General features: G+C 63.9%; 23 protein-coding genes. 8 read left to right on the forward strand and 15 right to left on the reverse strand.

Translation table 11 applies throughout. The annotated features are described in order from the left end of the window. Window positions 1-2 precede the first annotated feature (2 nt). The 4 genes from WJ542_RS04125 to WJ542_RS04140 are packed head-to-tail and all read right to left on the reverse strand — an operon-like array spanning window position 3 to window position 3,121. Window positions 3-662: an acetyltransferase gene (locus WJ542_RS04125; RefSeq protein WP_411188097.1), complete on the reverse strand. Its 660-nt coding sequence runs from the start codon at window positions 660-662 to the stop codon at window positions 3-5. Further along, window positions 662-1,294, reverse strand: a complete 633-nt coding sequence (locus WJ542_RS04130) for a class I SAM-dependent methyltransferase (protein ID WP_411188099.1) — start codon at window positions 1,292-1,294, stop codon at window positions 662-664. The genes WJ542_RS04125 and WJ542_RS04130 overlap by 1 nt, the downstream gene beginning before the upstream one ends. After that, window positions 1,291-2,001: a WbqC family protein gene (locus WJ542_RS04135; protein WP_411188101.1), complete on the reverse strand. Its 711-nt coding sequence runs from the start codon at window positions 1,999-2,001 to the stop codon at window positions 1,291-1,293. Before WJ542_RS04135 ends, WJ542_RS04130 begins: the two co-directional genes overlap by 4 nt. Then, window positions 1,991-3,121: a DegT/DnrJ/EryC1/StrS family aminotransferase gene (locus tag WJ542_RS04140; protein WP_411188103.1), complete on the reverse strand. Its 1,131-nt coding sequence runs from the start codon at window positions 3,119-3,121 to the stop codon at window positions 1,991-1,993. Before WJ542_RS04140 ends, WJ542_RS04135 begins: the two co-directional genes overlap by 11 nt. A gap of 366 nt (window positions 3,122-3,487) precedes the next feature. Here WJ542_RS04140 and WJ542_RS04145 point away from each other — a divergent pair, with 366 nt between their 5' ends. Beyond that, window positions 3,488-5,218 carry a methyltransferase domain-containing protein gene (locus WJ542_RS04145; RefSeq protein ID WP_411188105.1) on the forward strand — a complete coding sequence of 577 codons (1,731 nt, stop codon included), beginning with the start codon at window positions 3,488-3,490 and terminating at the stop codon, window positions 5,216-5,218. An 88-nt stretch (window positions 5,219-5,306) separates the two neighbouring features. On the opposite strand, the gene WJ542_RS04150 is transcribed toward WJ542_RS04145, so the two are convergent. Beyond that, window positions 5,307-6,125, reverse strand: a complete 819-nt coding sequence (locus WJ542_RS04150) for a hypothetical protein (RefSeq protein WP_411188107.1) — start codon at window positions 6,123-6,125, stop codon at window positions 5,307-5,309. A 306-nt stretch (window positions 6,126-6,431) separates the two neighbouring features. Here WJ542_RS04150 and WJ542_RS04155 point away from each other — a divergent pair, with 306 nt between their 5' ends. Further along, window positions 6,432-7,763 (forward strand): ATP-grasp domain-containing protein, encoded by a 1,332-nt coding sequence (locus WJ542_RS04155; RefSeq protein ID WP_411188109.1) that lies wholly within the window; start codon window positions 6,432-6,434, stop codon window positions 7,761-7,763. A 17-nt stretch (window positions 7,764-7,780) separates the two neighbouring features. On the opposite strand, the gene WJ542_RS04160 is transcribed toward WJ542_RS04155, so the two are convergent. The 6 genes from WJ542_RS04160 to WJ542_RS04185 all read right to left on the reverse strand — a co-directional run bounded on the left by WJ542_RS04160 (window position 7,781) and on the right by WJ542_RS04185 (window position 16,133). Continuing rightward, window positions 7,781-9,148, reverse strand: a complete 1,368-nt coding sequence (locus WJ542_RS04160; protein WP_411190471.1) for a sulfotransferase family protein — start codon at window positions 9,146-9,148, stop codon at window positions 7,781-7,783. Window positions 9,149-9,169: 21 nt separating this feature from the next. Further along, complete coding sequence (locus WJ542_RS04165) at window positions 9,170-12,010, reverse strand: tetratricopeptide repeat protein (protein WP_411188111.1); 2,841 nt, start codon at window positions 12,008-12,010, stop codon at window positions 9,170-9,172. Between the two features lie 187 nt (window positions 12,011-12,197). Further along, window positions 12,198-12,521, reverse strand: a complete 324-nt coding sequence (gene fliT, locus WJ542_RS04170) for a flagellar protein FliT (protein WP_411188113.1) — start codon at window positions 12,519-12,521, stop codon at window positions 12,198-12,200. A gap of 15 nt (window positions 12,522-12,536) precedes the next feature. Continuing rightward, on the reverse strand, window positions 12,537-14,111 hold the full coding sequence (gene fliD / locus WJ542_RS04175; protein WP_411188115.1) for a flagellar filament capping protein FliD: 1,575 nt from the start codon (window positions 14,109-14,111) through the stop codon (window positions 12,537-12,539). Window positions 14,112-14,229: 118 nt separating this feature from the next. Further along, window positions 14,230-15,729, reverse strand: coding sequence for a flagellin N-terminal helical domain-containing protein (locus tag WJ542_RS04180; RefSeq protein WP_411188117.1), 1,500 nt, complete (start codon window positions 15,727-15,729; stop codon window positions 14,230-14,232). After that, on the reverse strand, window positions 15,729-16,133 hold the full coding sequence (locus tag WJ542_RS04185; protein WP_411188119.1) for a hypothetical protein: 405 nt from the start codon (window positions 16,131-16,133) through the stop codon (window positions 15,729-15,731). The genes WJ542_RS04180 and WJ542_RS04185 overlap by 1 nt, the downstream gene beginning before the upstream one ends. On the opposite strand from WJ542_RS04185, the gene WJ542_RS04190 reads away from it, so the two are divergent. The 3 genes from WJ542_RS04190 (at window position 16,124) to rpsU (ending at window position 19,612) form a co-directional block, all read left to right on the forward strand. Beyond that, window positions 16,124-17,953 (forward strand): tetratricopeptide repeat protein, encoded by a 1,830-nt coding sequence (locus WJ542_RS04190; protein ID WP_411188121.1) that lies wholly within the window; start codon window positions 16,124-16,126, stop codon window positions 17,951-17,953. The genes WJ542_RS04185 and WJ542_RS04190 overlap by 10 nt on opposite strands. A gap of 78 nt (window positions 17,954-18,031) precedes the next feature. Further along, window positions 18,032-18,973 (forward strand): aldo/keto reductase, encoded by a 942-nt coding sequence (locus WJ542_RS04195; protein WP_411188122.1) that lies wholly within the window; start codon window positions 18,032-18,034, stop codon window positions 18,971-18,973. Between the two features lie 426 nt (window positions 18,974-19,399). Continuing rightward, window positions 19,400-19,612 carry a 30S ribosomal protein S21 gene (rpsU, locus tag WJ542_RS04200; protein ID WP_006401410.1) on the forward strand — a complete coding sequence of 71 codons (213 nt, stop codon included), beginning with the start codon at window positions 19,400-19,402 and terminating at the stop codon, window positions 19,610-19,612. A 148-nt stretch (window positions 19,613-19,760) separates the two neighbouring features. Here rpsU and WJ542_RS04205 read toward each other — a convergent pair whose 3' ends face one another. Beyond that, window positions 19,761-20,357, reverse strand: coding sequence for a DNA-3-methyladenine glycosylase I (locus WJ542_RS04205; RefSeq protein ID WP_411188125.1), 597 nt, complete (start codon window positions 20,355-20,357; stop codon window positions 19,761-19,763). A gap of 178 nt (window positions 20,358-20,535) precedes the next feature. Here WJ542_RS04205 and WJ542_RS04210 point away from each other — a divergent pair, with 178 nt between their 5' ends. Both WJ542_RS04210 and WJ542_RS04215 read left to right on the forward strand, forming a co-directional pair. Next, window positions 20,536-21,429 (forward strand): glucosamine kinase nucleotide-binding domain-containing protein, encoded by an 894-nt coding sequence (locus WJ542_RS04210; RefSeq protein WP_411188127.1) that lies wholly within the window; start codon window positions 20,536-20,538, stop codon window positions 21,427-21,429. A 139-nt stretch (window positions 21,430-21,568) separates the two neighbouring features. Continuing rightward, the gene (locus WJ542_RS04215; RefSeq protein ID WP_411188129.1) at window positions 21,569-22,390 is read left to right on the forward strand and encodes a Cof-type HAD-IIB family hydrolase; all 822 of its coding nucleotides are present in this window, start codon (window positions 21,569-21,571) and stop codon (window positions 22,388-22,390) included. A gap of 13 nt (window positions 22,391-22,403) precedes the next feature. On the opposite strand, the gene WJ542_RS04220 is transcribed toward WJ542_RS04215, so the two are convergent. Next, window positions 22,404-23,087, reverse strand: a complete 684-nt coding sequence (locus WJ542_RS04220) for a histidine phosphatase family protein (protein WP_411188131.1) — start codon at window positions 23,085-23,087, stop codon at window positions 22,404-22,406. Between the two features lie 69 nt (window positions 23,088-23,156). Beyond that, complete coding sequence (gene aqpZ / locus WJ542_RS04225) at window positions 23,157-23,900, reverse strand: aquaporin Z (protein WP_411188133.1); 744 nt, start codon at window positions 23,898-23,900, stop codon at window positions 23,157-23,159. Between the two features lie 279 nt (window positions 23,901-24,179). Here aqpZ and WJ542_RS04230 point away from each other — a divergent pair, with 279 nt between their 5' ends. Next, window positions 24,180-24,476, forward strand: coding sequence for an H-NS histone family protein (locus tag WJ542_RS04230; protein ID WP_411188135.1), 297 nt, complete (start codon window positions 24,180-24,182; stop codon window positions 24,474-24,476). A 157-nt stretch (window positions 24,477-24,633) separates the two neighbouring features. Here WJ542_RS04230 and WJ542_RS04235 read toward each other — a convergent pair whose 3' ends face one another. Further along, window positions 24,634-25,701 carry a glycosyltransferase family 4 protein gene (locus tag WJ542_RS04235; RefSeq protein WP_411188137.1) on the reverse strand — a complete coding sequence of 356 codons (1,068 nt, stop codon included), beginning with the start codon at window positions 25,699-25,701 and terminating at the stop codon, window positions 24,634-24,636. Window positions 25,702-26,056: the final 355 nt, after the last annotated feature.

Raw genomic sequence — 26,056 nt, forward strand, 5'->3', positions numbered from 1 at the left:
TCCTAGAACCTGAGGTCCTTGCTCGACATCGAGAGCTTTTCTGCGGGATTGCCCTTGTACACGGACCACGGCTCGGTGCTTTTCATGATCGCCGAGGCCATTGCAATGAAGCTGCCTTCGCCAATCCTGATACCGTCGCGCAGCGTCGCGTTCACGCCGAGGAAGCTATAGGCTCCGATCTCGCAATGGCCGGACATAACGACGTGCGAGGTCATCGTCACGTGGTCGCGGATCGCGCCGTGGTGACCGACGTGATTGCCGCTCCAGAGCACGACGTTGTCGCCGATCGTCGTGAACGGCTGGATCGTATTGTCCTCGAGGATGAAGCAGTTTTCGCCGATCTCATTGTCGAAGGTCGTGGCTTTCGAGCTCACATAACTGACGAGCCGGTAGCCCTTGCCCTTGATCTCCTGAAAGACGCGCTCGCGGTCCGCATTCATGCGCTTCGGCGACATCGGCGCGAAGAACTGGTAGTCGGACGCGGGATGGGTCTCGGCGACGTCTTCGAACGCGACGACTTCAAGCCCTTTGAAGCGTCGCTCTTCTGGCAGATACGCGCGGTTCACGCAAAACCCGGCGACCTCATGAGGCGAATCGTGTTCGAGATAATAGTGAGCGAGTTCGGCATAGTCATGCAGGCCGAAAATGAGCACCTTGGCCATCAGTTATGCTCCTTGTACACGTACACGGTGTATTCGTAGAGTCCGTAGTCGTTGCGCACGATGTAATGGCGCGAGAGCGAGCGCGCGAGGAAATCGGTCAGCATGCCGATGGGCATGTGAAACAGGTCGTCGCGTTCCCAATCGACTTGCTTGGACATCACGTTGAAGGCCATGCCGCAGCGTACCTTGGCGAACACGCACTCCAGTATGCAGCGCATGTAGTCGAACATTTCATCGAACGAGAGCTCGCGCTTTTCCGTAAAGACGCCGTTCATGACGACATAGTCAAACTCGCCCAGCGATTCGGGCGCCTGCAGGACGTCCGCGCAGATGTATTCGTTGTCCGGATACTTCTGCTTCGACAGTGCGCAGAACTTCTCCGACGCGTCGAGGCCGGCATATCGCACGCCCTGAACGTTCTGTTCAAGCATGTACTGGAAGAGATGCGACGCGCCGCAGCCGAAGTCGAGCAGCGTGCATGGCTGGGCACCCGGACGAATGAGGTCGAGCATGACCTGGTAGCGCTTCAGCGCGTCCGCCGGGTTGGGCCAATCTACGCCTTTGTGGGTGTCGCCGAATCTCGCGAGACACGCTTCGTAATGCTCAATGATGGCGTGATAGTGTCGAGTCATGACAGCGTTCCCGCATGAAGCAGATCGGCGGTGGCGTCCGGGTCGTTGTGCATCAGGACATCGACAATGGAAAGTCCGGGCAGAAAGGGGCTGCCTTTGCTCGCATAGGGCGTCAGGACCGGATTCAGGAACCGCAGTGCGATGCCCTGTTCCGAGAACACCGTGCGATCGTAAAGCTCGGTTCCGCCGATCGAATTGATGTAGGTATCGGCGTGTTCTTTGCGGCAGATGTCGATAATGCGTGCCTGCGCCTTCAGATGAGCGTTGTCGTAGCAACGTGACGTCGCGACGATATGCGTATTCAATGCACAGTGATCGCGCAGCGTTGTCAGGCTATGGAGCACGTACTCCGCGAGGTTGCGCGCTGGGTATTCGACAATCTTTTCCAGCAGCGGCATGACGCGGGGAAACTGGCTCGCCCGCGAATAGGCCTGGCGGATCGACTTGAGCAGCCGGCTGCGCCAGGCGTCGTCCTCGCTGATTTCGATGTCGCAGATGAGCCGGTTTTGGCTGGCCTGTCGCAGCGGGACGGTGAACAGGTGCGCGTCGCCGTTGACATTGATCCGGTTGCGATTGATCCAGCCGCGGTTGATGAAGTTGACGTCGTCGTAGGCGACGAACGCGTCCGCTTTCGCCATCAACTGAAAATAGCCGAGGTAGGGCAGAAAATACGGCTGCATGATAACCAGCTTGCGTTCAGCTTGCATGCTGCCCCAGCCCAGCCGCTTTCAGCACGATATTGACGATCCGGTCCTGCGTGCGCGCGTCGAGCGCGGGATAAATGGGCAGACACAGGATCTGCTGCGATACCTCCGTGGCCACGGGCAGATTTGCCCGCGACGCCGACGGCAGCGCACGGTACGTGGGGAACTCGCTGATCAGGGGGTAAAAGTAACGTCTTGCCCATACGTTGCTGCGACGCAATTCGTCATAGAGTTCGTCCCGCGTAATCGGGAACTCGCGCGTCACCCGCACCGGAAAATACGAATTGTTCGGCGTGCTGTGGCTGGGGATGTCGTGCAGCACCAGCCCTTTGACATTGCGAAACGCGCTGCGGTAGCGCTCGGCGATTTGCGCGCGCGCGGACTTGATTTTGCCGATATGGCGAAGCTGCAACAAGCCGAACGCGGCCTGCAACTCGTTCATCTTGCCGTTGATGCCGGGCGCAACGACCGTGACCTCGTCAACGAAGCCGAAGTTCTTGAGATTGTCGATACGGCGTTTGGTCTTGATGTCCCGGCATATGATCGCGCCGCCTTCAAACGTATTGAAGATCTTCGTGCCGTGAAAGCTCAAGACGGACATGTCGCCGAATTCCAGGATCGATCGGCCGTGCTTGCGCACATCGAACGCATGGGCGGCGTCGTACAGCACGCGCAATCCGTAGGTGTCGGCAATCCGCTCGATCGCCTCCACTTCGCACGGGTTGCCGTAGACGTGGACGGGCAATATCGCGGTGGTTTGCGGCGTGATGGCCGCTTCGATCTTGCCCGGGTCGAGATTCATGCTCACCGGGTCGATATCGACGAAGACGGGGCGAATGCCGTTCCAATGCAGCGCGTGCGTTGTCGCCACGAAGCTAAATGGTGTAGTGATGACTTCGCCGCTGATCTTCATCGCCTGCAACGCCGTGATCAGGGCGAGCGTGCCGTTGGAGAAAAGGCAGATGTGCTCGATGCCCAGGTATTCGCACAGGGCGCTTTCGAGCTGGGCGTGAAAGGGGCCGCCATTGGTCACCACCTTGCTGCCCCAGATTTGCTCGAGAAATGGGAGAAATTCTTCCAGCGGAGGAAGGTACGGCTGCGTGACGGGGATGAGCTTGTCCATAGGGGGCGCAGGTCTGCGTGACGGTCTGCCGGGGTCTGCCTGGTCGGGCCGCCGGCCCTGACGACGGCACTCTGCAGCAGAGTGTGGCATCGGCCTCCCGCGGCTGATCGATCAATCAGGCGCCAGAAGTACGGTCAATTCGTGCGAATAGCGTTCATGGGTAGCGTGAACGCGCGGCCAATTTGGCCGGTTTATTACGCCTTGTTCGGGTATTTGAGTGCGCATGGACGCGGTTAAGCTCTGTCGAGATGGCCGCTGCCGCGTGGGGTTTGCGCGCGCCAGGGGATCGCCAGCCTTGCACAACCGCCGCGAGTCGCGCATTGAGTCGAGCCGCGCGGGTTCATTTCGATAAGGGAATATCCCCCTATGGCTGAAGTCAGCATTCTTATCCCCGCATTTCGCCCCGACTTCCTGCTGAAAGCGCTGGCCAGTGCACATGCGCAGACGTTCAAGGACATCGAGATTCTGGTCGGCGACGACACGGCTGACGGCCGGTTGCGCGACGTCGTCGCACAAGTCGAGGATCGGCGTATTCAGTATTTCCACCACGGGTTCGGGAACGGCCTGCGCAACTGCCAGACCCTGTGGCAACGAGCGACTGGCCGGTACGTCAAGTGGCTGTATGACGACGACCTGCTGATGCCGACTTCCGTCGAGGTCCTGGTCCAGGCTCTGCGCGCCCACCCGCAGGCCGCACTGGCATTCCATGATCGCGTGCTGATCGACCAGCACGACCAGATCGTGCACACACCGCAACCGCTCATCAACAGCGGTGACATGGCCTTGCTCGATCGCCGCTTTCTCGTCCAGCACATGATCGCCCCGCTCAATAACTTCATTGGCGAGCCGAGCAACGTGATGCTGGTGCGGGACCGGCTGGACATCGCGACCGCGATGTCGTACCGCTCAGAGGAACTCGATTTTCTCACCGACGTCGCGACGTTCCTGAACAGTGCCGAAGCGGGCCCGGTTGTGGCGGTGCGCGGCTACCACAGTTGCTTCCGTCGCCACAGCGGGCAGAACTCCAGCGGGCAAAGCCCGTTCGCGAGCGCGGGCTTCTATGAATGGGAAATCTTCGTTCGCGGCGAGGCGGCGGCGGGGCAGTTCACACCGGAACAACTGGAAGGCGCGAAGCAAAAGCTCTTGCAGTTCTACCTTCACGCACTGGGCAACCTCAAGCTCGCGGAGATCCAGCCCCTGCTTCTCAACCTGAGTGACCTGACCGAGATCCCCCCGCAACAGTTGTTCGATTCGCCGAAATTTCAGGCCAATATCGCGCATGCGCGCTCTGTGGTCGCGGCGCGCAGGAAGGCCGGGAGCGCGCCGAATGTGTGCTCGGTGTGCGATTGCCAGGTTGGCGAATGGCAGGCCCATCCGCAGGCGAACAGCATCGACCTGGAATTTCTCGCTCAGGTCGAAAGCGTGGGTTCGCGGCTGGACAAGCACCTCTGCCCGGCATGCCACTGCAACGATCGCGACCGGCACTTGTGGTTGTATCTCAAGCGCGCGGGACTGCTCGACGGCCTGAGCGGCAAGCGTGTTCTTCACATTGCGCCCGAAGGGCGGATCGAACCACGCATTCGCGCGCTGGAGCCACTCGAATATGTGACGGGCGATCTGCACCCGCGGCTTCCTCACCATGTGAGGATCAACGTCGAAGCGCTCGATTTCCCGGACCACCATTTCGACCTGATCGTATGCAACCACGTGCTGGAACACGTGGATGCACCCGAAGCCGCACTCGCCGAATTCAAGCGCTGCCTCGCGCCGAATGGGCACCTTGTGGCCCAGACGCCTTATTCGCCGCTGCTCAAGCACACCTTCGAATTGAACCGGCGCGCGACTGGGGCATTTGCCACTCGCTATTTCGGTCAGGACGATCACGTTCGGCTGTTCGGAGCGGATATCGTGAACCGGTTCCGCGTCGCCGGTCTGAATGGGGATCTTTACGCGCACGAGACAGTGCTGCCAGGTGTTGACGCAGACCGTTACGGCGTCAACGCGAAAGAGCCGTTTTTCCTGTTCGCGAATGGACCGGCGCCGCAGTTCGTGCAAGCGAGTCAGGACGAGGTCGAGAAGGCAATACCGGTCGTCTGATACGGGAAGAAGCGCCGCCGCCGCGGCGGCGCGCATAGTGCCTGTGTACCGGCCGAATTGATTTCGGCGCCGCTCAGGCAGCCAGCCCTCAGACACTCATCGTCTTAAGCCGCTCATTAAGCACATGCCGCCTGCTCAGATAGGCAACGAAATACTGCGGAGACCCGGTCTCTCTCGCCATGTATTTCAGCGCATCGAGTACCAGCAGATCCTCGCCGAACTTGCCCAGCGCCTTGCTTGCTATGGGCAAGGTCACCGGGTTGTAGGCGCGCACCTTCCAATGGGACTGCGTGCTGATAAGCAGCGAAGCCATGCGCTCAATAATGAAAGTCTTGGCAGGTCCGCGCTGATTCTCGTACCGTACGTCGCCATTGAGCTGCTGCCCCAGTTCCGTGTCGCCCGCTTCCGCCACCGCGAAAATGCGCTCGCATGTCTCCAGCCACTGTTGCCAGAACGCCGGCTTGGCGACCAGATAATTGCAGAACACGGATTGCACCGAACTCATCACGGTTTCGCCGACGTTCAGCCCGGGTGCGACGAGTTGAATCACGCTTTGGATCACAGGGCCGATGCCGGGGTGGCACGCCGCCGCGTGTTCAAAAACATTGAGGAAGAACGCTGCTTGATCGAAAAACGGCGAAAACGTCACGACGTCCACGTCATCAGGCACGGTTTCGAGGAACGCATTGACCTTTGCGGCCGTCAAGCCCGTTTTCTCGAAGAACTTCGGTGACAGGAAGCCGTAGCGGCTTTCCGGATCCAGAGCGTTTTCGCCCAGGAAACGCCGCATTGGCCAATACTCGTACCAGTCCGGACGCTGTCCGGTGTTGTCGAGCGGCAGGAACCCCGGGTCGATCTGGGCGTGCGTCGCGTCGGAATAATAGATCTGGTAAATATGATTTTTCATGGCGCATCGAGCCTGCGGCGGTAGACGAGTCGGTGAGGAGGTCGACTAGTGACTCGTCCGGACCATCGCAGTATAGGAGCGCAGGGAACACTACTGATCGGCTGAGAAGACGCGCCTTTCGGGCTCAATTCGGGAATAGATTGCGATAGCGCCGATGTACCCTGCTATCTCTGCGGTGAGGCCGGTGTGAGCCCGGTGTGAGCCCGATACTCGCCCGTCCAGGATCTGGGAATCACTATGGCTTCGCCTTCACCCCCCCGTACCGGCGCAGATGCCGCCGAGATGTCCGATGGCACATCCCCTGCCATGCTCGTCCAGCTGAGCCGCCAGCTCGACGCCGATCCCGCCAACGCTGCGCTGCACGACGCGTTCTCGAACGCGTTGCAGGCCATCGGCAACGACACGGGCGCGCAGGCGCATCGCATCGCCGTCGAAACCTTCAAAATGCTCGCGGACATGGGTCGCGAAGCGCCCGGAATCGCGCTCTACAACGTGGCCACGGTGTATTACATGAAGGGCAACAATGCGGCCGCGCTGCACTGGTTCAGACACACGCTTGCCTTCGCGCCGAACTTCGCGATGGCTCACCAGAACCTGGCTGCCGTGCTCGACCGGCTTGGCCACGCGGCCGAATCCGACGCGCGCCGGCGCCACGCCTACGCGCTGCAGCGCATCTACGTCGAGCCGTTCGAGGGAGCGCCGCGGCGCGTACTGATTCTCTGCTCGGGACAGGTGTCGGGCAACGTGCCGTTCGACACGCTGCTGCCGCCGCAGACGAGCTACCGCATCAAATACGCAATCGATTTTGCGGAAGAGAGCGAAGACGCCACGCTGCCGCCCTACGATCTCGTGTTCAATGCGATCGGCGAGCCGGACATCGCCGTGCCGATCACGGCGCGTGTCGAGGCGTTCGCGCGGCATTGTGGCCGCCCGTTTCTCAATCGCCCATCGGCCGTCGCCGCGACGCAGCGGCATCGTCTGCCGGAACTGCTGGCCGGTATCGACAATGCGACGACGGCGCTTTGCCTGCGGCTCGACGAGCTGCCCGCATCGGCCAGGGAGCTTGCGCTGCGGCTCGCCGCGGCGTCGTTCCGCTTCCCGCTGCTGATGCGGCCGTTATCGACGCATGGCGGTGACGGGCTCGTGCTGCATGCATCGATGGATACGCTCTGGCCAGCGCTGCAAGCGCACGCCGCGCCGTGCTATCTGACGATGTTCGAGGATTTTCGCAGTGCGGACAGCTACTACCGCAAATATCGCGTCGTGTTCGTCGATGGGCGGCCGTACCCCTATCACCTTGCCATTTCCCGGCACTGGATGGTCCATTACTTCTCGGCAGAGATGACGGGAGAGGCGCGGAAGCTCGAAGAAGAACGGCGGTTTCTCGAAGACATGGGCGTGGCGCTCGGCGAGCGCGCGCTGCGCGCCATCGAGGCGATTGGACAGCGCCTCGCACTCGACTACGGCGGCATCGACTTCACGCTGCTGCCGGACGGGCGGGTACTTGTCTTCGAAGCGAACGCGACCATGCTGGTGCATCGCGAGGCGAGCGGCGGCCCGCTCGCGCACAAGAACGTCTACGTGCAGCGCATTCTGGATGCGTTCGAGCGTATGCAGGCTTCGCGCATGGTCGCCTAGTTTTCCTGCTTATTAAACTATTGCACCGTCGCAGCCAGCTCGGGCCCCAGACCTTCGAGCAGCGGCCGCAACACCCGCAGGTCCGGTCGCCAGCGGCGGATCGAAGTGCGATAAATCGGCTTGCGCACCTGCGCCGCGCTGGCCGTCGTCACCGAGCGCTTCGTCCGGTAGAACTCCAGGCAGCGTGCGTCCCATTCCATGCCGCAATGCGCGAGCAGGCGGCGCGCCTCGCCTTCGGTGTCGGCCACCAGTTCCTCATAGGACACTTCCAGCATGACGTCTTCGGGCAGTACGGTGCGCCAGTGGGCCATCAGGGTGTCGTAGGCACGGTAGTAGCGGCCCAACTCGCCGAGGTCATAGCCGAACGGAACGTCGTGGAACCAGCGCGAATAAATGGAGAGGCAGGTGTCGAGCGGCGAGCGGCGCACGTGGATGATGCGCGCGTTCGGCAAGGCCAGATGGATCAGGCCCGCGTGGATGAAGTTGTACTGGTACTTGTTCACCACGCGCGCGGGGCCGGCCTCGCCGCTGGCATGGACTGCCTGGGCGAGACGCTGCAGATAGTTGGAGCCGAGTCCGTGCAACTGAGCCGGCGTTGCTTCGGAGAGCTTGTCGAGGCTGAATGCGCCCGTCGGCTGTGCCCGGCTCGTCGAGAGCAACCACGACAGCGCATTATCAAAGTCCGTGCGCTCGCCGACTCCGCCTATTTGCGGATGGCTTGCGAGGATCTGCTCCACGAGCGTCGATCCCGAACGCGGCATGCCGATCACGAACACCGGTATTTCCGATGGGTCGCCAAGACCTCGCTTCTCGCGCATCACGTCCCGCGTAAACAGCTTCGGTAATTGCGCGGAAACACTGAGCACGGTGTTTTCGTCGTAGGTGAAGGTGGGCCGATAAACGGCGTTGGCGCGCAGGATCTGCGCAAAACCGAACTCGTGCTCCCCTTGTTCCGCGAGCGTTTGCCCATAGGCGAAAAACAGATCGGCTTGCGCGCTGGCGGGCAGGCGCGCGGCCTGCCGGATCTGGGCTTCGAGCGACTCGAAGCAGGGATCGTCGGGCGCGAGTGCCTTCGACTGCACGAGATTGCGGTAGTACATCGAGCAGCCGGGGGCCAACTGGATGGCCGTGCGCCACGCGGCGTACGCCTCGTCGAAGTGGCCCAATGCGTTCAGGCAGTTGCCGAGGTTGTTGTACGAGCCGTCCGCGAGCGGTTTGAACTGCACGGCCCTGCTATAGCAGGTCACGGCTTCTTCGAGCTCTCCGCGCGCTTCGTGTTCCCAGCCGAGTTTATGCCAGGCTTCGGCGTCGTGCGGTGCGTTCGCAATCGCCTGCTTTGCCTGCAAGATAGCTTGCGCCTGGACGGGGGCCGGATTTTCGGGCATGGCTGACACGTTCGATTTCCTTTACGGCTTGTCGCTCGGCTCGACCTCGAACGACTCGGCGGGCAGGTTCGCGCACCAGCGGCGCCACATGGTGCGCAGCGCGCGGCTCACGCTCTCCGCGATCCGCTCGGGCTGGAACATCGGCGTGCCGGCACAGCGCTCGCGCATGCCGGTGCGCAGCGCGGCGAGCGCCGGCAGATCCGATGCGAGCGCAACGGCCTTGCGCACGTAGTCGTCCTCGTCGATGGCGACGCATTGGGTCAGGCCCGCGTGCGACATCGCGGTCAGGCCGCTGCGGCCCGGCACGGTGTGCGACGGCAGCGTCACGGTGGGCAGGCCCATCCAGAGCGAATGCAGCGCCGTGGTGAGGCCCGAGAACGGGAAACTGTCGAGACAGATGTCGACGAAATGGTGCTGCTGCAGGAACACGGGAACGCTCGAGCGCGGCTTGTAGTCGATGCGCTCGCTCGCGATGCCTTCCTCCGCGAACCACTCGGCCAGCTTGCCGGTGCTGCCGTCGGTCGGCATGGCGCCGACCACGAGCCGGGCGTCGGGCAAGGCGCGCAGCAGCTTCGCCCACAGGGCGATCACGTCGCGGCGCAGCTTGTCGAGGCGGTTGAAGCTGCCGAAGGTCACGTAGCCGTTGTGCAGGGCCGGCAGCAGGTTGACGGGCGGTGACAGCCGCTCGGGTTCGAAGGGGGCGAGCGCCGGGAGGTAGACGATCTGTTCGGTGAACTGATCACGGAACTGGGCGGGCGGCACCCAGAAGCGGTCGGCGAGAAAATAATCGACGGCGTCGAGGCCGGTCGTGCCCGGATAACCAATCCAGCAGGCCTGGATGGGCGCCGGCTTGTGGGCGAGCGCGAGCAGACTGTTATTGGCCGTGTGGCCGGCCAGATCGATCAGGATGTCGATGCCGTCGGTACGGATCTGCTCGGCCACCCTGCGATTGTCCATGCCGACGATGTCGGTCCACGTCGAGAACTGCGGGCGCAGCCGGGGCGTGACCTCGTCGATGATGCTGGTGTTCGAGTAGGCGTGCAGCGACAGGCCGGGATCGCGGCCGAGCGGGCCGAGCACGGGCTCGATGAAACTGGCCACGGCGTGATGGCAAAAATCGCCGGAGATGAAGCCGATCCGCAGCGGACGTTCGGGGTCGCGGCTGTTGCCGTGCGGTTGCCAGTGCGGCTTGAGCGGCGCCTCGAAGTGCGCGGAGAAGCGCCGATGGACGGCGAATATTTCCTGCGGCGTGAGCTTCTCGTTGTGCGTCGAGCAGAACGCGAAATTGTGGTAGGGGAGCGGTACGTCGGGATCGAGTTCGCTGCTGCGGCGGAACAATTCTCCGGCTTCGTCGAGCCTGCCTTGCTTCATCAGCGCCACGCCGAGCGAGTTGTAAGCGAGCGAGGAGGGCTGGATGTCGATTGCGAGGCGGCCCAGACGTTCGGCTTCGTCGAGTTCGCCGAGATCGACCTTGATCACGCCCATCAGCCGCAGCGCTTCGCTGTTTCCCGGCGCCAGCTTCACCAGCCGCTCGCAGTGGCGGGCCGCTTCGCGCATGTTGTGGCGCACCTGATACAAGCCGGCGACGATAAGCAGTACCTGGGGGTCGTCGGGCGAGAGTTCGAGCGTCTTCAGTCCGTTCTCGAGCGCGACATCGTACTGGCCGAGGCGGTGGTAGGTCAGTGTCAGGACTTTCCCCGGGAAGGGATGCCGCGGAAGACGGCGCGCAACGACTTGCGCCTGCTTCAACACGGTCTCCATGTCGCCGGCGTTATACAGCTTCACAAGCTCGTGCAGGTGCTGTTCGTCCTCGGGCGTCAAACGCAGATCGGCCTCTACGGGCGTAGTTTGCGTCGCGGCTTCGTCCGAACCGGCCGGGGCGTCGGCCGCCGCGCTTGCGCCTGCGGCGGCGATCGGGCGCGGGACCTTGAGTAGCTGCCCGGTGGACACGAAGGTCATGAGGCTGATCAGCTTGTCGATCTGCGGGCCGGTCAGTCCTCGCTTCTGCGCCATGTTCAGCGCCAGCCAGGCGGCGTTCAGGCGGTCGGCCTGAAGCAGGGCGTCGATGTAGTGCGCCCAGTACTGCAGATTATTGGGGTTGACGCCGATGGCCTTCTCGATCAGCGGGATGGCGTCCTCGGGGTGACACAGATGAATCGCCATGGCGCCGAGGCGGTGGTTCGCGTCGGGGTGATCGGGATACGTGTCGACCACGGCCTGAAAGCGCTTCGCGGCCTCCGCGTATTCGCGACAGGCTTCGAGCGCCAGTCCGTCGTGCATGGCCCGCGCGGCGTAGCGGTGGCGGTCGAGTTCCGCGTCGTCCGGCAGGCGCTTCGCGGCTTCTTCCAGCGGTGCCAGTGCCCTGGCAAGATCGCCGCGCCGCAATTGCGCGTAGGCCAGCGTTTTCCATGCGAGCGCGTCGTCCGGGTCGTTTTCGACCCGTTGCCGGGCCAGCGCCTCGGCTTCGTCGTGCCGGCCTTGCTGCGTCAGCGTTTCGAGGGGCTCCGGGCTTTCCGGCGCTGCGGCAGGCGCGGCAACGCCCGCCGTGCCGATGACGAAGCCGTGCGCCCTGGCGGCTTCGCTTGCGCGCTGCGCCTCTTCCTGCCGCCCGCTCAGGGTCAGCACGTTGACGTAGTTGACCCAGAAATTGCGCCGCTCCGGCGCGGCCGAAACGGCGGCCTGCAAATGACTCAGGCCTCCCGTGACATCGCCCTTCTGCAGCAGGAGAACGCCGAAATTGTGGTTCGCGTCCGGATGGTCGGGTTCGGACGAGAGGATGGCGTGATAGAGCTGCCCGGCCTGCTCGATCCGGTTGGCATGGTGGTGAGCGATGGCCTGTTGCAGCTCGGCTTCGATGGTCATGGGTTTCCCTCGGCTTGCGTGTCGGCGGCGTGGCGCGAGCGCCCGCATTCTTCCTGCATACAGTCTATGCGGGACGCCAGGACGTCGATTGGTCAAGCAGAAGGGGGATCGGCCTCCTGTTCGCCGCCCGCGGCGAGGCGGGGGCGGGGAGGTCCGGCGAAGCGGCAGCGAGGGACGGCGCGGCGGACTAGAAAAACCGGGCTACGCGCTGATATTGCCGCGCGGCACCCACGGAGGCCTTGGCCTGATCGTATGAGCGGGCCAGCGCTTCCCGCGCCGCGCGTACCGTTTCGACTCTTGCCGCATCGAGGGCCTGGACGGCGCGGATCAGCGCGAGCGCCGGAGGGGACTGGACGGCCGTGATCGCATGCACCATCGGCGAGCGTTCGAGCGCGAGTCGCGCCGCACGCTGCCAGTCGGACAGTTGTACCGCTGTCTCGATCTCGAGCGTCAGCTCGTAGACCTGGTTGACCAACTGGGTCTGATCGGCATGAGCGTGCGATTCGGCCATGGTGTCCTTCCCCCGTTACTTCGACGAGCTGCTGGAGTACGCGCCCGCACTGTTCGAGTTGCCGAACAGCGAAGTCAGATATTGCTCGCTCTGGTTCGAGCTGGTCATCAGCACATCCAGCGCCGTGAACTGCGATTCGTACTGCGAGGTGAGTTCGTTCGAGTAGGCGGTCAGGCTGTTGGTCTGCGAGGTCAGGCTGTCGAGGTTGCTCGTCAGCCCGCTGACGCTGGAGTCGATCAGGCCGTCGGTCTGCGTGTACGGCGTGATCGTCTTGTTGAGCTGCGCCCCGAAGCCGTTCGACAGGTTGAACAACGACTGCACCATGGAGGGATTGCTGGCGACGGTGGAATCCAGCGTACTCGTGTCGAGTGACAGCGTGCCATCGTTGTTCAGCGTGATGCCGAGCGACGCAAGCGTGCCCTTCGTGCCGCTGCTCGACACGCTGCTGCCCACGATGTTGCCGAGCGCGTTGCGCAGCGAGGTGATGAGCGCGTTGCCGATCAGCGGGCCGCTGGTCGAGCTCGAACTCGACGTCGAGCTCGAGGGGCTGTACGAGGTTAGCGTGCTGATCGTGCTGACGAGCGAGTTATATGCCGTCACGAAGTTGCTGATGTCCGAGATCTCGGTCGCGGTGTCGGCCGTGACGGTGAGCGTCTGCGTCCCGGTGCCGCTCTTGCTCGTGTCCACGGCCGCCGCGGTCAGGTTCAGCGTCACGCCCGTGATGACGCCCGTGACCGCGTTGCTTGCGCTGGTTGCGGCGACGCCGTTCACCGTGAGGTCGGCGTCCTGCGCGGCGGACGTCTGGGTCCACATCGTCGAGCTCGATGAACCCGTCGAGCTTGCCGGCGGGTACTGGAGGCTCTGGAGCCCGGAGCTCGCACCCGCGCCGGGCGTAATCGTGATCGTATTGGCCGCGCCCGTGGAGTCGGCCGTGAGCACGAGATACTGGCCATTGGCGCCGGTAACGACCGAAGCCGTGAGTCCCGGATTGTTGTCGGCCGTGTTGATCGCCGACGCAATGCCGCTCAGGCTTTCGTCCGACGACGTGATGTTGACCGTCATCGAGCTGCTGCCCACCCCGACCGTCAGGCTACCCGTGCCGACATCGGCGGCAGCCGACGTGGTGAAGGCGCTCGAGGTGAGGCTCTGCGCGGTGGCGAGTTGCGTGACGTCGACCGAATACGTGCCTGCGACGGCGCTGATGCCCGCCGTGGCCGTGATGCCGGTGCCGCTCGTCGTGGCCGAGTAGGCCGTCAGCATCGCGCCGCTGTAGAGCGGCAGGATGGCGGTCTGCAGGTTCGAGAGCGAGGACTGCAACTGACCGAACGCGGAAATCTGTGCGTTGTCGGTGGCTTCCTGCGCGCTCAGTTCGGCCGTCTGCCCGGCGACCTTCGAGGTGACGAGCGCCGAGACGAGCGTCGAGACGTCCAGCGAACTGTCGCCGGTTCCCTGGCCGATGATCGACTCGGCCGCGGTCTTGAGCGCGGCGGCGGCGGCGGCCTGGGCCGATGCGGCGGCCTGCGCGGCAGTCGTGGTGGTGCCGGAACTGGTGCTGGAGGTGGACGAGGTGGTTCCGCTGATGGTGGTCATGGAGAAACTCCGTACTGGCGCTCGACGATACGACCAGCATGTTGGCCGAATAAAACGACAAGGGCGCGCCGCGTGAATGCTCCGCGGCGCGCCTGATACTACATGCTACGACTGCCTGTTACAGGTTCTGCAGCAGCGAGAGCACTTGTTGCGGCTGCGAGTTTGCCTGCGCGAGCACCGAGATACCCGCTTGCTGCGCGACCGATGCGGCCGTGTAGTTCGCCGTTTCCTGAGCGTAGTTCGCGTCGATGATCTGCGAGTTCGCGCTCGACAGGTCGGTCGACTCTGCTTGCTGCGACGTCGAGATGTCGGTCAGACGGTTCTGCACTGCGCCGAGCGTAGCCTGGATGTTGTTGATCGAGGCCAGCGCGTTGTTGACCGATTCGATCGCGAGGTTCGCACCCATCGTCGTGCTGACGTCGACGTTGGCGATCGACGACGGCTGGTTCAGGTAGTTGATCGACTGCAGCGACGTCGGATCGGTGGCGCTGGCCGTCGACGTGCCGCCGCCCGTGGAGGCGCTACCGTAGATCGTGCTGTACGGGGTGGCGCCGTTGAACGCAAGTGCGGTCGACGTGGATGCCGTTGCCGTGCTGCCGAAAATGGCGCTTGCAGCCGTGCTGCTGAGCTGGTTGCCGTTCTGGTCGAAGAACGAGTAGCCGCCCGCACCGTTGGATTCGACCGTGATCGAGGTGATGGCATTGGCCGTGCCGGCCGAGGCCGTGCTGCCCGTGGTCGGATTGATATCGAGACCCGACAGCGTGCCGTACACCGTGCCAGCCGTCGTCGGGAGTCCCGCGGCGCTGCCGGTTGCGGCGTTGATGGCGCCCAGTTCGTTGTTGAGGCTCAGACCGTTGCTGGTGCTCGACGACAGGCTGATGGTCGAAATGCCGTTCGGCGAACCCGTGACCGTGAACAACGTGGCGGCCACCGAGCTGCTGATCGCCTGGTTGTTCTGGTCGGTGTACGTGAAGCCGCCCGTGCCGTTCGCCACGATGTTGATCGACGTGATCGCGCCCGCGCCGCCGGACGAGTTTGCCGCGCCCGTCGAGGTCAGGTCGAGGCCGCTCACCGAGCCCACCACGGTACCCGACGACACAGCGCCGCTACCGATCGAAGCTGCCGAAACGCCCTGGCTCAGGTTGATCGAGATCGTCTGGCCGACGTCCGCGCCGATCTGCACCGAAACGTTGCCGGCCGTGCCGTTCAGCAGGTTGATGCCGTTGTACGTGGTTTGCGAGGAGAGGCGGTTGATTTCGTCGACCTGCTGCGCCACTTCCTGTTGCAGCGCGGCCTGGTTGGTCGACGACAGCGTGCCGGCAGCCGATTCGTCGGCGAGCTGGCCGATCGTTTGCAGGCTGGTCGTGATCTGGCTCAGGCCCGTGCTGGCCGTTTCGACCATCGACACCGCGTCGTTCGCGTTCGACACGCCTTGCGTCAGACCGTTGATCGACGATTGCAGCGTGGTGGAGATGGCGAGACCTGCGGGATCGTCTGCTGCGCTGTTGATGCGCTTGCCCGACGACAGGCGCGTGATGGCCTGGGTCAGCGCGCTACCCGAGCTGTTCAGGTTTTCCTGAGCGATCAGCGAATTGACGTTGCTGCTAATGGTGAGCATTACTCTCTCCCGGATGGGTACAGAATCATCATGTTGAACAGGGCAGAAACGCGGGCGTGTTGTCTGCCGCTTTCCTGGTTGTCGGCGTACCGGCCGGAAAACTTGAGGAAAATATTGATCGGACGTTTATCGGAGGGCGCCGCGGCGGACGTTCCCGCGCGCGTCAATGCGTAGTGCATGGCGGCTGGCTCGCGCAGGGTCGTTGCCCCGCCTTTGGCGGTTGCCCATGGCTCGCCGCTGCCGGAATCGTTCGAATTGGCGCGCGGATTTCGCCCTTTTCCGCCCATGGCCCAGCGCGGCGCTGTCGTATCCTTCGTCGTGGGCTCGCCTCGCCGCGCGGGGTGCCGGCAAGGCGGCGCGCCCAGGCAATGGATCAACCCGCCGCCCAGCTTCCGTGCTTCCAACGTCCGATCTTCCCCTTCCCGAGCGCCAGCAGCAGGCGCTGACGCTCTGCTTCGCCGGCCGGTTCGCCGACGCCCTCGCGCTGCTTCAGCCGGTACTCGACGCCCCTCGGGACGCCACGCCAGACGGGCTCGCCCAGGCGTTGAACGTCGCGGCCGTCGCCGCGCTGGGTCTCGACCGTCAAGACGACGCACTGGCCTGGTGGCGGCAGTGCGTGGAGATCAAGCCCGATTTCGCCGATGCGCACCATCATCTCGGCATCCTGCTCAAAGCGCGGGGGCACACCGCGGAGGCGGAGGGGGCCTGGCGCCAGGTGCTCGCGATCTCGCCGCATCATGTCGAAGCGCTGAATCAGCTTGGCGATATCCTGCGAGCGACGGGCCGCCTCGCAGAGGCCGAGCGGACCTACCGGCTGGCCGCGACGCTGCGCCCGGACCATGCCGGAGTCCACGGCAGCCTGGGCGTGGTGCTCGCCGCGCTCAAGCGTTTCCCCGAGGCCGAGTGCTCGTACCGCCAGGTGCTCGGGATGCACCCGGACCACGCTCAGACGCATTACCGCCTCGGCACGGCGCTGCAGGCGCAGAACCGTCTGTCCGAGGCCGCGAACGCCTATGGGGAGGCCTTGCGGTACCGGCCGGACTTCGTTGAGGCGCACAACAATATCGGCTGCGTGCTGCACGCCCTTAATCGTTATGAGGAGGCGGCCGACGCGTTTCGCCGGGCGATCGAGCTGCGTCCGGATCTGGCCGAAGCCTGGCACAACTTCGGCAGCGTGATGAAGGAGCTGGGCAGGATTTCCGCAGCCGAGATCGCGTCGCGCGCGGCGCTGACGCTGAATCCCAACTACGGCGACGCCCGTTTCGGCCTGGCCGTGCTGCTGCTGGCCACCGGGCGCTTCGAGGAGGGCTGGCCGCTCTACGAGGCGCGCTACGAGCGGCCCGGCTTCATCCATCACGCGAGCGGCAAGATGCTGAAATGCCCGCAATGGCGAGGCGAGCCGCTCGCGGGCCGTACCCTGTTGATCTGGCAGGAGGACGGGCTTGGCGACATGCTGCAATTCGGCCGCTACCTGCCGCTGCTCAAGGCAAGCGGCGCGGCGCGCATCGAGGTCGGCTGCCGCGGCGAACTGCACCGGATCTTTGCTGCGCACGAATCGGTCGATGGCGTGATGGATCACAGCGAAGCCCTGGAGAAGTCAGCCGGATTCGATTGCTGGACGAGCCTCATGAGCGTCCCGTTGCATGTGGGCACGACCCTCGACACCATTCCCGACGCGGTCTGGCTCAAGCCCGAGCCGGCGTTGCAGGCGCGCTGGCGCGAGCGGCTCGACACGCTGCCGCCGGGGCCCCGCATCGGTTTCGTGTGGAAGGGCAATCCGCGCCATCACAACGACGCGTACCGGTCGGCGCCGTCGCTCGCCGCGTTCGCGCGGCTCTGGACCGTGCCGGGTCTCAACTTCGTGAGCCTGCAGAAGGGGCAGGGCGAAGAGGAGGCGCAGTCGCCTCCCGCGAACCAGCCGCTGCTGCATCTCGGCGCGGAATTGCAGGACTTCGCCGATACGGTGGCGGTGGTTTCGCAGCTCGATCTCGTCATCTGCGTCGATACGTCCACAGCGCATGTTGCCGGCGCGCTCGGCAAGCGCTGCTGGGTGATGCTGCCCGGGCACGACGTGGACTGGCGCTGGCTGCAAGGGCGCGACGATTCCCCGTGGTATCCCGGCACGGTGCGCGTGTTCCGGCAAACGCAGGCCGGCGGCTGGCCGGCGCTCGTCGGGGCGGTGCGCAAGGCGTGTGTCGAAACGTTCGGAGCGGGCGGCACGTAGCATCCGGGCGTCCTGCACGCGAGGCAGGTCCGGCGTATGCTCCATAGCTTCAATCTTGCCCCAGTCATTGGAGAAATCATGGAACTACGCAGGATCGGCACGTCGGCCTTGCAGGTCGCGCCCCTCATGTTCGGCGGCAATGTGTTCGGCTGGACCGCCGACGAAGCCACCTCGTTCTCGATCCTCGACGCCTTCACCGACGCCGGCCTCAATTTCATCGATACGGCCGACGTCTATTCGGCGTGGGTGCCGGGCAACCAGGGCGGCGAATCGGAAACGATCATCGGCAAGTGGCTCGCGAAAAGCGGCAAGCGCGAGAAAGTGGTGATCGCAACGAAGGTGGCGAAGGATCCGCGCCGGCCGGGCCTGAAAGCCGCCAATATTACGGTGGCGGTGGAGGATTCGCTGCGCCGTCTGCAGACCGATTACATCGACGTGTATTTCTCGCACGAGGACGACCAGAAGGCGCCGCTCGACGAGACGCTGACCGCCTACCAGCGGCTCATCGAGGCCGGCAAGGTGCGCGTGATCGGTGCGTCGAACTACAGCGGCGCCCGCCTCGAAGAAGCCCTTGCGGTGTCGCGCAAGTCGGGGCTGCCGGCCTATCAGATCATTCAGCCGGAATACAACCTGTATGACCGCGCGCACTACGAGGCCGACATCGAGCCGGTGGCGCTCGCCCAGCAGATCGCGGTCGTGCCTTATTACAGCCTCGCGAGCGGCTTCCTTTCCGGCAAGTACCGCTCGCGCGAGGATCTGACGAAGAGCGCGCGCGGCTCGCGGGTGGAGAAGTACCTGGATCACCGCGGCGTGCGCATCCTCGCGGCGCTCGATCACGTTGCGCAGCGACACGGCGCGACGCTGGCGGCGGTGGCGCTGGCGTGGCTCATCGCGCGGCCGAGCATCACCGCGCCTATCGCCAGCGCGACCTCGCTCGAACAGGTGCAGAGCCTCGTGGCCGCCGTGCACCTGAAGCTCGATCCGGCCGACATCCAGGCACTCAACGACGCCAGTGCCTGATGCGCGATGGCGCGCAATGTTGCGCAACACGGGCGGCTGCGGCATGCGGTAGCCGCCCGCCGATATCCGCGGATAAATAGCTCCGGAACGCTGCGTATGGGTTCAGGCGCGCAAGTGCCTGAGAAGAATCAAGAAAATGTGGTCGGCAAGATCGTTTCCTGATATCATTGAGAGTGAATTGAGATCTTTGCCTGTTTTGTTGCCGTGTTCGTTACTGTTGGCGGCCGCAAACCGGCGGTCAGGCGTGAAGCTGCAAGGTAAGCCTGGTCGCGTTCCGCAGTGAACCCCCTACTTCTCTTTTCCGGCCTCCGTGGCCGCCTTGCCTTTCGTTACGCCCCCCCATGCGGCGAACGACCGGAGGGCCGGTGCGCGAGCGATTGACGCTTGCGCCTTTGAACCGTATCAAATGATTGAGTTAGGAAATACATGACGACGATTCTTCTGAAGGAAAACGAGCCGTTTGAAGTGGCCATCCGCCGCTTCCGCCGTGCAATCGAAAAGAATGGCCTGATCGCCGAGCTGCGTGAGCGTCAGTCTTACGAAAAGCCGACGGCCGTTCGCAAGCGCAAGAAGGCTGCTGCTGTGAAGCGCCTGCACAAGCGCCTGCGCAGCCAGATGCTGCCGAAGAAGCTCCACTAAGCTTCTTTCGCGCTTTTCTGCCAGACGGCGGCGCATGCTTCGCATGAAGCTGCGCCGCCGTTTGCGTTTTGCGCTGCCGCTTTTCGATTGCCGCGCTCTATTGCGGCTTCTCGGCGGCATTGGACGATTCGCCCGGTGCCCGGCGTGTTCAGGTCTTGCTTGTCGCCCGCCGCTTCTTGCCTTGAGCGGCGCATCCCGCGCGGCACATGCAGTCGCGTTCATGGTCGTTGACCATACCCACTGCCTGCATGAACGCATAGCAAATCGTCGTTCCCACGAACTTGCAGCCGTATTGCTTCAGCGCCTTGCTGAGCGCGTCCGAGACTTCGGTGGAAGCCGGCGCGTCGCGATACGACGGCCAGTCGTTCTGAATGGGCGTGTCGTCCACGAACGACCAGATGAACTTCGCGAGCGAACCGTGCTCGGCCTGAATCTGCTGCACGGCGCGCGCATTAAGTATCGCCGACTCGATCTTGGCCCGGTTGCGCACGATCGACGCGTCCTGCATGAGCGTTTCGACCTGCTTTGGCGTGAAACGCGCAACCTTCCCGATCTCGAAGCCCGCAAACGCGCGCCGGTATCCTTCGCGCTTGTTGAGGATCGTGGACCATGACAGGCCGGCCTGCGCGCCCTCCAGCACGAGCATTTCGTAGAGGTGCTGGTCGTCGCGCGAGGGCACGCCCCATTCGGTGTCGTGGTAGTGCGCGAGCGATTCGGTCGTCGCCCAGTTGCAGCGGTGTGTCACGGCTCTCTCCTTGCCTTGGGTTCCGTCCATCCAGTTCGGTCGGGCCCCGCCAGCATAGCGGATAGTGGGTGCGCCGCCACCTGGCCTTCCGGCCAATTGTGCGAATGCCCCAGACCCGTTAGTCTCTGCGGCACGATCCATCATCACCCGTCGCGCGTACGGCGCGGCGCTCATCATCATGCAGACATCGACCTGGCTCATTGGCGTGGACGGCGGCGGCACCGGCACGCGTGTCGCGCTCGGCGACGCGAACGGTGTGGAACTGGCGCGCGCCGCTGCGGGCCCGTCCGGGCTCGGCCTTGGCATCGCACGCGCCTGGGCGTCCATCGAAGCCGGATGCCGCGCCGCTTTCGAAGAAGCGGGGCTCGCGTTCGACTGGTCGCACTGCGTTCTCGGCTGCGGGCTGGCGGGCGCGAACAATCCCGACTGGCTCGCGCCGTTTCGCGGGCAGGCACCGCCGGTGGCAGGCCTCGCGGTAGAGAGCGATGCGTACACGACGCTGCTCGGCGCGCACGGCGGCGAAGCGGGGGTGGTCGTCGCACTCGGTACCGGCAGCGTAGCGGCGGTGCTCGATGCGGCGGGCGCCTGCCGCATTGCGGGCGGCTTCGGCTTTCCCTCCGGTGACGAAGCGAGTGGCGCCTGGTTCGGCCTGCGCGCCATCACCTGGGCGCAGATGGCGCTCGACGGCCGCGCGCCGTTAGACGTTTTTGCTCAGGCTTTGCTCGCGCACGCCGGTGCAACGGACCGCGACAGCCTCATCGCCTGGCTATGCGCGGCCAATCAAACCGCCTATGCGAGCCTGGCGCCGGTGGTGCTCGCCCATCGCGAGCATCCTTTCGTTGCAAAGCTGCTGGCCGAGGCGGGCGAAGCCGTCGCGCAACTCATCCTCGCGCTCGATTCCACCGCCACACTGCCGGCCGCGTTGTCGGGCGGGCTTGGCCAGCCGTTGCGCGAATGGGTGCCGCAGGCCGTGCGCGGGCGCCTTCGTGCGCCGCTGGCCGACTCTACCAGCGGTGCGCTCACGCTGGCCCGGCGCGAGGCCGCACGGCTCGCGGCGGCGGGTTGTGGCTAGTCGTAGCTAGTCACGATTGTCCAGGTAGGGCCTGATTTCGCGCACCAGCCGGCTAATTTCCCACGGCGGTTCGCGGCGCAGTGTCCGCGCGCAGATGCTACGATTTGGCGTTTCTTGTTCCGCTGTTCGCCTTTGTCCCATGTACCAGGTCATCGCAACCGATCTAGACGGCACGCTGCTCAATTCGGATCACCAGCTCGATCCTTTCACGGTTGCCACGCTCAGCCGGCTCGACGCTCAGGGTTTGCAGTTCGTCATTGCGACGGGTCGCCACTATTGCGACGTCGCGGGGATTCGCGACGTGCTGGGAATCCGCCCGTATCTGATCACCTCGAACGGCGCACGCGTGCATGCGCCCGACGACACGCTGATTCACGCCCGCAATCTGCCCGAGCCGGTCATTCAACGCCTCGTCTCGCCGGAGGTGACGGGCGAGCATGGCCGCGTCATCGTCAGCCTGTTCTCCGACGATGCCTGGCTTATCGACCGCGACGCGCCGGAACTGCTCGCCTTCCACCAGGATTCGGGCTTTGCATACCACGTCACCAACCTGCACGCGCACGACGGCGTGGGTATCGCCAAGGCGCTCTATATCGGCGATCCGGCTGACCTCGCGCACATCTCGCAACGTCTCGAAGCGGAGTTCGGCGACGCGCTCTACATCACCTATTCGCTGCCCGACTGTCTGGAGGTGATGAGCGCCGGCGTTTCGAAGGGCCGTGCGCTGAACGTCGTGCTCGATCGGCTCGGTGTGGCCGCGGCGGGGTGCGTCGCGTTCGGCGACAACATGAACGACATCGACCTGCTCGAAACAGCAGGCCATCCGTTCATGATGAACAATGCGAATCCCGATCTCATCGCCCGCCTGCCTTCCGTGCCGCGCATCGGCAACAACTTCGAGGCGGGTGTCGCGCATCATCTGCGCAAGCTCTTCGCGCTCGGCGACGAACTCGGGTCGTAAGCTCGCGCCGCCGTTACTGCGTGCCGGGCAAGGTCGCGCACGGGCAATCGTTGGAGCGGCCGTCGAGGCCCTCGCGCTCGCGCGTGAAGCGCACGCGCGGTGCGGCGCTGCTCCAGTCGATGCGCAGCACGTAGATGCTGTCGAAGTCGGCGCTTTTCCACTTCGGCACGTCGGCTGCGTCGCCGCCGTGCGCCACCACGATCTGGCGCACGAGCGTCTCGATTTCGCGGTGCTCCCAGGCAACCAGTACGGTGCGGTCGCGCCATTTCGGATCGACGAGTGCGTTGCCTAGCTTGTCGATCTGCGAGTAGCCGTACGGCGTCTCCACCGGCAGGCCGAACTGGATCGCCGTGGGCTCGATGGTTGCGAGCGGGCGCACGTAGTAGTACGGCTTGCCGCTGTCGTTCTTTTGCTCGCCCGGATCGGGCGCATAGATGGCGTCGGGCTTGCCGTATTTCGCCGCGATCACGGCCGGCAGTGCCAACGCCCGGTTCAGGCCTTTGCAGCTGAGTTGACCGAGGCCGGCCGCCGGCTTTTCGCCGTGGCGCACGAACACCAGTGTTTCGAGATTGTTCGTGGCCACCGTAGCCGCAGCCGTCGTTGCCGTCGGGGTGGAGTTGTCGGCCGCGTGCGCGCAGGCGCTCACCAGTGCGAGGCTCGACGCCATGCGAGCAAGCCAGATTCGTGAACGCTTCATGGGGCGGACCGTGAACGGTAGAGGTCGATAGGTCGCCCGATTCTAGCAGCGCGGCCGGACTGTTCCGCCCTACGCTTGCAGCGAGGCTTCGCCAGCCGTTCGTTTGGGAGCACCTGCGATAGCCGGATAAACGATGCCCGCGATGATGGCGCCCACGATCGGCGCGAGCCAGAAGAGCCAGAGTTGCGAGACGGCTTCGCCGCCGACGAACAGCGCCGGCCCCGTCGAGCGAGCGGGATTGACCGAGGTGTTGGTGACCGGGATCGAGATCAGGTGGATCAGCGTGAGGCACAGGCCGATTGCGATCGGTGCGAAGCCGGCGGGCACGCGTTCGTCGGTAGCGCCAAGAATCACGAAGAGGAAGAAGCCGGTCATCACGACTTCGCACAGGAACGCCGCCGCCATCGAATAGTGGCCCGGCGAGTGTTCGCCATAGCCGTTCGTCGCGAAGCCGCTCGCCACGAGATCGAAACCGGGTTTGCCCGTGGCGATCTGGGCCAGCACGAATGCCGCAATGATGGCGCCGACCACTTGCGCGACGATATACGGCAGCAGGTCACGCGCCGGGAACCGGCCGGCGACCGTGAGGCCCACGCTCACGGCGGGATTCAGATGGCAGCCCGAAATATGGCCGATGGCGTACGCCATGGTCAGCACGGTCAGGCCGAATGCAAGCGCCACCCCGACGAAGCCGATGCCGAGCCCGTGAACCGGGCCCGCGAAGCTGGCTGCCAGCACGGCGCTGCCGCAGCCGCCCAGCACGAGCCAGAAAGTGCCGAACATTTCGGCAATGAGTCGTTTGGATAAGTGCATCTTCTGACACCTCGAAAAGTCGATTTGAAGTAGCGGGAAAAAAGTCCGGCTTTGCCACGCGCCAGATTCTAGGCAGTCGACTGATGGGCGGGTGTGAAGAATTGTCAATTCCGATGCTATTGACCGAATTATTGCGCGCTATGGATGAGGGATTTCACAGTAGATGACAATCGCTAAATACTGGATTGTCCCGATAAAGAAGTATTAACGGCGATTGCTAATTCCCATATTTACGTCTAATCTCTTCTCGAACTGGAACGTTCGATAAAAGGGGGAAGAATGTCGCAATATTCAGAACTTAAAGCTCAGATCGCGAAGCTTCAGGCCCAGGCTGAAGATGCGCGGCGCACTGAACTCGCGGATGTGATCAACACGATCCGCGAGAAGATTGCCGAGTACGGGCTCACTGCTCAGGATCTCGGGTTCGCGGCGGGCGCCCGACGCGGACGTCCGCCCAAGAAGGCGCCGCTGCCGCCGCGTTATCAGGACCCCAAGACCGGGGCAACCTGGAGCGGGCGTGGCAAGCCGCCCAAGTGGATTGCAGGGAAGAATCGAGAGCGCTATCAGATTGCCTGACGCGCGAATTGCGACAGGAAGCAAAAGAGCCGCGTGACGCCACGCGGCTCTTTTTTAAGCGCATCCCGTAATTGCGCCAATAGCGTGCGCGCAAACGATACACAGGGTGCATTCGTCGGCTTTTATCGAAAATTTGTGCCGACCGCCGGCAGGCGGACTAACCGCCTGCGGCAACGCGACGCAGCACCGGACGGCGTTCCGCTTCGATCAGCGCCGTATAGGTATCGACGTAATTGCGGGCCATCGTATGCGAAGTGAAGCGACTTTCGAATCGCGCGCGAATCGTTTCGCGTGAAAGCGAATTGATATTTTGCAGCGCCCCGACCGCGCCTTGCACGTCTTCCACGATAAAACCCGTTACGCCCGGCTCGATCACTTCGGGTACCGATCCGCGGTTGAAGGCGATGACCGGCGTGCCGCAGGCCATGGCCTCGATCATCACGAGGCCGAACGGCTCCGACCAGTCGATCGGGAAGAGCAGGGCTTTCGCGCCCGAAAGAAATTCGGGCTTCTGCGCTTCGTCGATCTCGCCGACGAACTCGACGTGAGCCTCGGAAAGCAGCGGCTCGATTTCGGTCCTGAAGTAGTCGCGGTCCACCTTGTCCACCTTGGCGGCGATCTTCAGCGGCAGGCCGGCGAGCGCGGCGATGCGGATGGCGGAGTCCACGCGCTTTTCCGGGCAGATGCGGCCGAGGAACGCGAGGTACTCGGGCTTGCGGTCCCGTTGCGGCGTGAGCAGCCGCTCGGGCAAGCCGTGGTAGATCGTGTTCTGCCAGTTGGCCTGCTTGAGCGGTTGGCGCTGCGAATCCGAAATCGAGATCACCGGCGCTTCCGGGAACGAGTCGAACACGGGCTGCAGTTCCGGCAGGTCGAGCCGGCCATGCAGCGTGGTGACGAACGGCGTGTCCAGCGTCGAGAAGAGCGGGAACGGCAGATAGTCGAGGTGGAAGTGCAGCACGTCGAACTCGTGCGCCATGCGGCGCACGCGCTCCAGCAGCACGACGTGAGGCGCCAGTGCGTCGCGTACGGTCGGGTCGAGTCTGAGCGCGCGCGGCCAGGCCGCTTCGAGCGTCGCCGAGGTGACCGAATCGCCGCTCGCGAACAACGTCACGTCGTGACCGAGGTCGACGAGCGCTTCGGTCAGATAGGACACGACGCGTTCCGTGCCGCCGTAAAGCTTCGGCGGGACTGCTTCGTACAGAGGCGCAATTTGTGCGATTCGCATTGGTTCGATCTCCTGTCGACCCGCGTTGGTGCCGGGCACTTACGCGGGTCGCATACAAGGTTGGCAAGCACGCGTGCAATACGGATGGGCGCGCGGCACCGGGTTATCCCTGACTTCGATTATGAAGATCTGACTCGCCATGACGAGATCTTTTTCAATCGCTTAAGCGTTGTTACAGCGGGAAACATGCGTGTACCGGGACTTCTCGGCCCGCGCACCGGGTCGGGATGGCGGGCATGCGCAAACGGCGTGCCTGCCGCGGCGCGGCGAACACGGACGTATTACAGGGAAATGAAAACATCTTATAATTCGGGCGCGACGAGGTTGCCTATGCGAAATGCATAGTAAATCCGCT

Origin of the sequence: Paraburkholderia yinzeri (assembly GCF_046581065.1) — a bacterium.
In the GTDB taxonomy this organism is placed as follows: domain Bacteria; phylum Pseudomonadota; class Gammaproteobacteria; order Burkholderiales; family Burkholderiaceae; genus Paraburkholderia.

Excerpts from the sequence above, each read along its gene's own strand:
- fliT (WP_411188113.1), bottom strand. The coding sequence starts at position 12,521 with ATGGCCGAATCGCACGCTCATGCCGATCAGACCCAGTTGGTCAACCAG.
- WJ542_RS04215 (WP_411188129.1), top strand. The coding sequence starts at position 21,569 with ATGTACCAGGTCATCGCAACCGATCTAGACGGCACGCTGCTCAATTCG.
- WJ542_RS04195 (WP_411188122.1), top strand. The coding sequence starts at position 18,032 with ATGGAACTACGCAGGATCGGCACGTCGGCCTTGCAGGTCGCGCCCCTC.
- fliD (WP_411188115.1), bottom strand. The coding sequence starts at position 14,111 with ATGACCACCATCAGCGGAACCACCTCGTCCACCTCCAGCACCAGTTCC.
- WJ542_RS04230 (WP_411188135.1), top strand. The coding sequence starts at position 24,180 with ATGTCGCAATATTCAGAACTTAAAGCTCAGATCGCGAAGCTTCAGGCC.
- aqpZ (WP_411188133.1), bottom strand. The coding sequence starts at position 23,900 with ATGCACTTATCCAAACGACTCATTGCCGAAATGTTCGGCACTTTCTGG.
- WJ542_RS04235 (WP_411188137.1), bottom strand. The coding sequence starts at position 25,701 with ATGCGAATCGCACAAATTGCGCCTCTGTACGAAGCAGTCCCGCCGAAG.
- WJ542_RS04165 (WP_411188111.1), bottom strand. The coding sequence starts at position 12,010 with ATGACCATCGAAGCCGAGCTGCAACAGGCCATCGCTCACCACCATGCC.
- WJ542_RS04155 (WP_411188109.1), top strand. The coding sequence starts at position 6,432 with ATGCTCGTCCAGCTGAGCCGCCAGCTCGACGCCGATCCCGCCAACGCT.
- WJ542_RS04145 (WP_411188105.1), top strand. The coding sequence starts at position 3,488 with ATGGCTGAAGTCAGCATTCTTATCCCCGCATTTCGCCCCGACTTCCTG.
- WJ542_RS04180 (WP_411188117.1), bottom strand. The coding sequence starts at position 15,729 with ATGCTCACCATTAGCAGCAACGTCAATTCGCTGATCGCTCAGGAAAAC.
- rpsU (WP_006401410.1), top strand. The coding sequence starts at position 19,400 with ATGACGACGATTCTTCTGAAGGAAAACGAGCCGTTTGAAGTGGCCATC.
- WJ542_RS04160 (WP_411190471.1), bottom strand. The coding sequence starts at position 9,148 with ATGCCCGAAAATCCGGCCCCCGTCCAGGCGCAAGCTATCTTGCAGGCA.
- WJ542_RS04140 (WP_411188103.1), bottom strand. The coding sequence starts at position 3,121 with ATGGACAAGCTCATCCCCGTCACGCAGCCGTACCTTCCTCCGCTGGAA.
- WJ542_RS04130 (WP_411188099.1), bottom strand. The coding sequence starts at position 1,294 with ATGACTCGACACTATCACGCCATCATTGAGCATTACGAAGCGTGTCTC.
- WJ542_RS04135 (WP_411188101.1), bottom strand. The coding sequence starts at position 2,001 with ATGCAAGCTGAACGCAAGCTGGTTATCATGCAGCCGTATTTTCTGCCC.
- WJ542_RS04150 (WP_411188107.1), bottom strand. The coding sequence starts at position 6,125 with ATGAAAAATCATATTTACCAGATCTATTATTCCGACGCGACGCACGCC.
- WJ542_RS04210 (WP_411188127.1), top strand. The coding sequence starts at position 20,536 with ATGCAGACATCGACCTGGCTCATTGGCGTGGACGGCGGCGGCACCGGC.
- WJ542_RS04220 (WP_411188131.1), bottom strand. The coding sequence starts at position 23,087 with ATGAAGCGTTCACGAATCTGGCTTGCTCGCATGGCGTCGAGCCTCGCA.
- WJ542_RS04125 (WP_411188097.1), bottom strand. The coding sequence starts at position 662 with ATGGCCAAGGTGCTCATTTTCGGCCTGCATGACTATGCCGAACTCGCT.